This window comes from Ruegeria sp. CL5, assembly GCF_056536485.1.
In genome coordinates this window covers 1-1,649 of the sequence record NZ_JBQFPS010000032.1, presented here as the reverse complement: position 1 = coordinate 1,649, position 1,649 = coordinate 1, and the positions used below count along the sequence as shown (strand labels likewise).

The 1,649-nt window shown below is 47.7% G+C and carries 1 protein-coding gene; it reads right to left on the bottom strand.

Annotated features, from left to right (window positions below; translation table 11 throughout):
• Window positions 1-564 precede the first annotated feature (564 nt).
• A partial coding sequence (locus ACR0IU_RS22250; protein ID WP_480717786.1) for a hypothetical protein occupies window positions 565-1,649 on the bottom strand: 1,085 nt, incomplete at its 5' end.

The window sequence follows — 1,649 nt, the reverse complement described above, 5'->3', positions numbered from 1 at the left end:
TACATTGAGGGCAGCCATCACGCGAAGCAAAAGCAACTCGGATGATCCGAGATAGGGCCCGTGGATGATGTTGACGATCGTTTGCTGAGATGATGAGCATCGCCGCGCTTCAAAGAAGCGGGAAGGCTCAGACATCCAACCAACATCGTGTTTAAACAGGGAACTCGTTCTGAGATGGCACAATTAACCAAACACCTTTGAGGCGGAGGGCTAAATTCTGCAACTTTTGTCATCTCTGCACTCACATACTTTGCCTAAACGCAAACGATGCCGGTTTTTATGGACCGTTCATGGGCGAGATTGGGGCTTTTTAGTGTCATGGAGCCGCGCACTATTAATGCGGGAATAAACCCGACTGAGACAGCGCTGAACCAGTCGGCCGAACAAAATTCCCTCTGCGGTAAAAGTGTTGGCCTGTTCCAACAGGTCTAACGGAAAAGGATTTACTAAATTCCACACCCCAGAGCGTGTGAATTAGAACAATACAAAACTGTGAAACTGCATTCGACCTTATTTATTCGCACATTGCACCAAGGGCTCATATCAATTCCGCCCCAATACAAGTTAAACAAGATCGCCAGCTGGGCCAATACTGTTAGACGTGCTCACAGAGTCAAGGGCAGAATATTTATTTTCCGATATGAATTGACCCACGGTAATTGTGAAATATTCATCCACAGGGATGGCACAAAAATTAGTGCGAGTATCGGTTCCATAAGTGTCACTAAAGCCCCAAATGTACCAATTCTGACATCCGTCGAAATATAAGAACTCCGGCTTCTCACCCGCTTTGAGCCTAACTAAGTTGGGGAAACTAATAGCATGGGCTTCAACTTCAGCAGCGATTTGTAAATCAAACGTTAAGACGTTTTCTTCAATTAAATTGCCAAACAGGTTCAGTGAATTCCAGTCGCTGCCCTCAAACTTGATAGAGTTTTGGTCGCTGGAAGTTGTTGCGTTGCCGATGTTCTGCGATTCTAGGAAATTCGGCACAGTGCTCGGATTCGTGTAAGCGTTCTCAACCGCGATCAACCCATCGGAAATCTGGGCAGGTCCAAAATTTTCCACTGTAAAGCCATAGGAGATTTTATCGAACACGTCGTCCGAACCTTTCTTGCCATTATAGACAATAAATTCCGCGGTGTGATTTACTGCCGCCAATGATTTGTCATCATAGATATTCCCATTCTGATTGTCACCAAACGATGCATAAGGCACAAAATCTTCTTCTTTAGAGACGCAAATTAGAGTGAGGCCGACACTGCCGATTTCAGGACCGGTTCCGTTGGGCGTGGCATAGATGGTTAAGGGGCGGCCTCCAATGAGGCTGCTGTCAATGCTGCAACGTTCCCCGGTTTCTGCGATTGTTTTGTCGGTATCGGAATAGGTGAAGAATACATCAAGCAGATGGCTCTCGTTGGTAGCCGGTGTGTTATCCGGTGCCGGATCCTTGTCAACCGGATCGGGTGTTGGCGGCGTTGTATACGAAATAGGATCCGGCTCAACAACCGGGTCTGTTGGCGTAGGTGCACCGTCTTCCGGGTATGACAGTGTTGACCAGTCCGGACCAGCCAGACTTGCATAGTCAACGTCCAAAATGCCGGGCCTTGAAGCTCCTGTGGCGACATTGCTGATATTCAGGTCGGTGT